5 protein-coding genes and 1 pseudogene are annotated in these 5485 nt (G+C 62.8%); 3 read left to right on the top strand and 3 right to left on the bottom strand.

Annotated features, from left to right (window positions below):
- The 3 genes and pseudogenes from M0954_RS11695 to map all read right to left on the bottom strand — a co-directional run.
- Positions 1 to 161 (bottom strand): annotated as a pseudogene (locus M0954_RS11695) (septum site-determining protein MinC); the annotation flags it as partial.
- Positions 162 to 318: 157 nt separating this feature from the next.
- A complete protein-coding gene (locus M0954_RS11690) occupies positions 319 to 852 on the bottom strand; it encodes a GNAT family N-acetyltransferase (RefSeq protein ID WP_123385627.1) in 534 nt (177 codons plus the stop codon).
- A 133-nt stretch (positions 853 to 985) separates the two neighbouring features.
- Positions 986 to 1771, bottom strand: a complete 786-nt coding sequence (gene map, locus M0954_RS11685; protein WP_122153708.1) for a type I methionyl aminopeptidase — start codon at positions 1769 to 1771, stop codon at positions 986 to 988.
- Between the two features lie 429 nt (positions 1772 to 2200).
- Here map and M0954_RS11680 point away from each other — a divergent pair, with 429 nt between their 5' ends.
- From M0954_RS11680 to M0954_RS11670, 3 genes are all read left to right on the top strand, one after another.
- A complete protein-coding gene (locus tag M0954_RS11680; protein ID WP_367279510.1) occupies positions 2201 to 3193 on the top strand; it encodes a ferritin-like domain-containing protein in 993 nt (330 codons plus the stop codon).
- Between the two features lie 137 nt (positions 3194 to 3330).
- Complete coding sequence (locus M0954_RS11675) at positions 3331 to 4635, top strand: Nramp family divalent metal transporter (RefSeq protein WP_297353329.1); 1305 nt, start codon at positions 3331 to 3333, stop codon at positions 4633 to 4635.
- 197 nt (positions 4636 to 4832) lie between these two features.
- The coding region (locus M0954_RS11670) for an alpha/beta hydrolase (protein WP_297353327.1) at positions 4833 to 5485 on the top strand (653 nt) is incomplete at its 3' end.

Genomic DNA, 5485 nt, shown 5'->3' with positions numbered 1-5485 from the left:
TCGATCGCGACGACGTCGTTAGCGAAGAATTCGGGGGTCGCTTCGAAGCGCCGGGTCAGTTCGGCACGCATGGCGTCGAGGTCGGTCGTCTTGACCACGAACAGGAGCGTGTCGACAGTGCCACTGCGGAGTTCGAAAAATGGCGATTTCTTGGGCGACATAGCGTTCGACAAAAAATTTTGCGTATTTTACAGGCGTCCACGCGTGGAGCCAGTATTTTCGGCGAGAGGGATAAATGCCGCTGCCCAACCGGCGACGGCGGACGCAACAGCAGCGCAGGAAGGAAGGGAGCGGCGCCCGGCGGGACCGCTCGGCGGATCACTGGGAGGAGGCTTGCGAGGCGCGCTGCACGTGGCGCACCAGCAGGCTTTCCGACTGGTCGGGCCAGCGTGCCGTGCGGGCATGCTCGCCGGTCGGGCCGAAGCCGAGACGCTCGTAAAAGCGCATCGCCGTGCGGTTGGCGTCGGCCACCCACGCGTAGATTTCCTCGGCGCCTTCAGCGGCCAGCCATTCGCTGGCAGTGTTGACGAGCAGCTCGCCGCCGCGCAGATGACGCACCGCAGGCGCCACCCACAGCTCGCCCACAAAGGCGCGCCGCGCCGCACTGTCTTCGAAATGCGCTTCGATCAGCCCGGCGGGATGGCCCTCGGTATAGAGGATGAACGACGTGGCCACTATCGAGACCGCGTGGCTTGCAGCGGTAGCATCGAAGCTTGCGGCGTCGACCGACAAGGCGTCCTCGAGCGTCTCGCCGAAGGCATAGGGTGCCTCCCGCAGCGACGCAGTACGGAGTTCGCGGAATACTGCGCCCTGATCAGCGGCGATGCGGCGAACGGTCAATGACGGACTCATGCAGACGAAAACCCCTTGAAACACTAAGGCGTAGCTTTAACCGAACCGGCGCGGGAGTCAAATCCTTATTTTCCGGATCTGTGGGCGGGCGCCCTTGACGACACCCGCTTATCTCTTTTCTCTCACGGGGCCTTCATGGCGCCTGATAGCTGCCCGTGCCGTCCGGCCAGGGCGTCAACAGCTCGAAACCGTCTTCCGTGACGGCGACCATGTGCTCCCATTGCGCCGACAACGAGCGGTCTTTGGTAACCACGGTCCAGCCGTCGCGCAGGACCGTGGTGCCGGCGCGTCCCGCGTTGATCATCGGCTCGATCGTAAACACCATGCCCGGTCTCAGACGGATCCCCTGCCCCGGCTGGCCGTAGTGCAGCACCTGCGGATCCTCGTGATACACCTTGCCGATGCCATGCCCGCAGTAATCGCGCACGATAGAAAAACCGTCGCGCTGCGCGGTCTTCTGGATTGCGTGGCCCACGTCGCCGAGCGTCGCGCCCGGCTTCACCTGGCGCATGCCGGCGACCATCGCCTCATAGGTCGTGTCGATCAGTTGCCGCGCCACTGTGCTCGGCTTGCCAACGCAATACATGCGGCTGGTGTCGCCGAAGTAGCCGTCCTTGATCACGGCCACGTCGATATTGATGATATCGCCGTCCTTGAGGACTTCGGTCCGGTTCGGGATGCCGTGGCAAACCACCTGGTTCACCGAGGTGCAGACCGTCTTCGGAAAGCCCAGGTAGCCGACATTCGCCGGAACCGCTTTCTGGGTATTGACGATGTAGTCGTTACACAGCGCGTCGAGCTCGTCGGTGGAGACACCGGCCTGCACGTGTTCGCCGATCATCGCGAGGACGTCGGCCGCGAGGCGTCCCGCGATTCGCAGCGCGGCGATGTCCTCAGGAGTCTTGTAGGTAATGGCCATGAAGTCGGGGCAGGTTCGTGAACGCGCGGCGCCAAAGCAGTTGCCCGCGTTCGTGTGAAGAAGGCAAACCGGTTGGGTGCGCGGCGGTGTGTAGCACTCGCGTGGGCAACCCCATCCGGTCGTCGATCAGGGGAATTGTACAGAGGATGGCGGCAAGGGCTGGCGGAAGCCGCCCCAGCGCTTTCGCAAGGAATGCTGCAAACGCACGCAAAATATCTTTTGCACGCGCTGCATCCACAGGCGAACTCGACTCGTAAAGTGCGTTGAGGACTCGCCTTTTCTCAGTCGTCGTTGAAGCTTCGTCCGAGAGCAGCGATGTGTCTTCGTGTCCGCGATTTGCGCCTGTGCATCGCGTCAGTTGTCCTGTTGTGTACGCGTTTGCGTCGCAAATGGTGTGGCTTTCCTGAGGTCTATCTGAGGAGCACGGTCATGTCCGAAAAGTCAGAAAGCAGCCAAAGTAATTCAGCACAACTAATTGATACATTCGAGCGTCGGGTCCAGCGACGCACGCAACGCAGACAGTTTTTCCGCAATGCAGGTGGTCTCAGTCTTGGTCTCGTTGGCGGCACGCTGATCAGCGCTTGCGGCGGCGGCTCCGGCGTGTCCTCGATGGCTCAGTCAACCGCACCGACGGACGAAGAGATTCTCAACTTCGCACTTAACCTCGAGTATCTGGAAGCTCAGTTCTATACCTATGCGACAACGGGCAGTGGCCTCCCGGCCAGCATGCTCAGCGGCGTCGGCACGCAAGGCACGGTCATCGCGGGTGCCCAGGTGCCGTTCCAGGATCCCGTCGTGCAGGCCTACGCAAACGAGATCGCCAACGACGAACGCGAACACGTGGCGTTCCTGCGCACCGCGCTGGGTTCGTCGGCGGTTGCCATGCCGTCCATCGACGTGAGCGGCACCAATCCAAACGGTGCGTTCTCGGTAGCAGCGCGCGCGGCGGGTCTCGTCGCGGCCGGCGTCGCGTTCAACCCCTATGCGAGCGACAACAACTTTCTGCTCGGCGCGTTCATCTTCGAGGACGTCGGTGTGACTGCGTATAAAGGTGCGGCACCGTTGCTTGCGAGCAAGACCTTCCTGAGCGCCGCGGCCGGCATCCTCGCGGCTGAGGCCTATCACGCGGGCCTCGTACGCACGACGTTGTACGCGAAAGGACTCGATACGGCGAGCCTGATCACCGCAGCCAATGCCATCTCCGCAGCACGCGACAGCCTCGATCAGGTCGGTAACGATGACCAGGGCATCACCGGCGCTACAGCGGGCACGTCCAACATCGTTCCGCTCGACAGTAACGGGCTCGCGTTCGGACGCACCTATTCGGATGTGCTGAACATCGTGTACCTGACCAGTACGGCTGCAGTGAAAGGCGGCTTCTTCCCGAACGGCGTGAATGGCTCGCTCAACATGAGCGGCTGACAGGAGCGGCTGAAAAGCCGCTGCTTGCAGCTAGTGGGTACCGGCAACGGGCCGCCTCGACGGCCTTCGCGCTCCCCGTTGGCCGGCGTTCCCATCCATAACCGCTTGACCCGGGTTGACGACACACAGGAGATGTCATGAACGAAGCCATGAGTCCGGCGGTCGTGCCGCAGACGCTGACCGAGCAGACTTGTTTCCGTATTAGCGAGGCACTCGCCGGCCGTCGCCGCGGGCCGCGCGTGATGCTGTCGTTTGTCGGGCCGGCGGTGGTTGCGTCCATTGCCTATATGGACCCGGGCAACTTCGCGACCAATATCCAGGCAGGCGCGGGCTACGGCTATTCGTTGCTGTGGGTGGTGGCCGTGGCGAATATCGTCGCGATGCTGTTTCAGGCGATGTCCGCCAAACTCGGGCTCGTGACCGGCCGCAATCTCGCCGAACTGTGCCGCGAGTCGCTGCCGCGCCGTTATGTCTACGGCATGTGGGCTTTGAGCGAGATAGCCGCGATGGCGACGGATCTCGCGGAATTCGTTGGCGGAGCGATCGGGGTTTCCTTGCTGCTGCATCTGCCGATGATGGCCAGCATGCTGGTCACCGGCGCCGTCACCTATGGGCTTCTGCAGTTCGAACGAAAGGGCTTTCGCCCGCTCGAACTGGTGATCGCCGCACTGGTCGGCGTCATCGGTCTGTCGTATCTCGCCGAATTGCTGATCGCGCCAGTGCACTGGCCGTCAGTATTCCTGCATACCTTCAAGCCGAGTATCCCCGATAGCAATGCGCTGACTATCTCTGTCGGCATTATCGGCGCGACTGTAATGCCTCACGTCCTTTTTTTACACTCGGGCCTCACGCAGAATCGCGTGACGCCGCGCAATGAGCATGAACGCGCCAAGCTGCTAAAGTTTTCGAATATCGAAGTCGTGCTAGCGCTCGGTGTAGCGGGTCTGATCAACATGGCGATGGTCATTATGGCGTCAAGTGCGTTTCATCAGGGTCACTCGGACATCGCCAGCATCGAGACGGCCTGGCATACGCTGACGCCCCTGCTCGGCGGTGCGGCGGCGGGTCTGTTCCTTGCTGCACTGATCGCTTCCGGGATCTCGAGTTCGGTGGTTGGCACGATGGCCGGCCAGATGATCATGCAGGGGTTCGTCGGCTTTCGTATTCCGGTTGGCGTGCGCCGCCTCGTCACCATGGTACCGGCCTTTGCGGTGGTGGCCTGGGGCGTAGACGCGACCAAGGCGCTGGTGTTGAGCCAGGTGGTGTTGAGCATTGCGCTGCCGGTGCCGATGATCGCACTACTGTGGTTCACCTCACGCCGCGATCTGATGGGCGTCTACAGGAACAGCCTCCTGACGAACGTGGCCGCGGTGGTCGGCACGGTCGCCGTGCTGGTTTTGAACGGCGTGCTATTGGTACAGACAGCTGGAGTTTCACTCTAGGCGATGACGCCCGCGGCCCGGGCGGAGGAGAACGCCGTGCGCGAGCCTGCCTGCATCCGCCGACGGCTGCCGTGCGTAGATAGTACGAAACCTATCCTTCGGACTATTACGATCTCTCATGCCTCGACGCCTGCTTACCTTGACCGCCGCGCTAGCGTTCGCCACGCTCGGCGGATGCAGCGGAACCGCCATGCTAAATGCTACGGTTCCGCGCCAGCACGGCCATCCCGTACGGCAGCGACGCGCGCCAGAAACTCGATGTGTACGAACCGTTCGAAGCGGCGGCAACGGTGCCCCCGCACGGTCGTCCTGTGGTGGTGTTCTTCTATGGCGGCAGCTGGCAAAACGGCGAGCGCGGCGACTATCTGTTCGTCGGCGAGGCACTCGCTTCGCGCGGCTTCGTCGCCGTGCTGCCCGACTATCGAACCTGGCCGGACATCCGGTTCCCCGGTTTTATGGAGGACGCAGCCGCGGCAGTGCGTTGGGCGCGCGATCACGCCGCTGAATTCGGCGGCGATCCGTCGCGCATCTTCCTGATGGGGCACTCCGCCGGGGCGCATATCGCCGTGCTGTTAGCGACCGACGGCCACTATCTGGCCGCGCAGCAGATGAGCAAGCGCGACCTGAGCGGCGTAATCGGCCTGGCAGGACCGTATGATTTCTTGCCGCTCACCGATCCGGTACTGAAGAACGTCTTTCCGGCACCGCTGCGGGCTGCCAGCCAACCTATCAACTTCGTGAGCGGCGACGAGCCGCCGATGCTCCTCGCCGCCGGCAAGCGCGACACCACCGTCGACCCAGGCAACACGGACCGTCTTGCTGCGGAGTTACGGGCGGCCGGCGATACCGT

This window comes from Paraburkholderia sp. (genome assembly GCF_026225065.1).
Classification (GTDB): Bacteria; Pseudomonadota; Gammaproteobacteria; order Burkholderiales; family Burkholderiaceae; genus Paraburkholderia.
The sequence above is the reverse complement of the archived record's forward strand: the minus strand, read 5'-3'. Positions and strand labels throughout refer to the sequence as shown.

Bases quoted from the DNA above. Each gene is read 5' to 3' on its own strand.
- M0954_RS11690 (WP_123385627.1), bottom strand. From the start codon at position 852: ATGAGTCCGTCATTGACCGTTCGCCGCATCGCCGCTGATCAGGGCGCA.
- map (WP_122153708.1), bottom strand. From the start codon at position 1,771: ATGGCCATTACCTACAAGACTCCTGAGGACATCGCCGCGCTGCGAATC.
- M0954_RS11680 (WP_367279510.1), top strand. From the start codon at position 2,201: ATGTCCGAAAAGTCAGAAAGCAGCCAAAGTAATTCAGCACAACTAATT.
- M0954_RS11675 (WP_297353329.1), top strand. From the start codon at position 3,331: ATGAACGAAGCCATGAGTCCGGCGGTCGTGCCGCAGACGCTGACCGAG.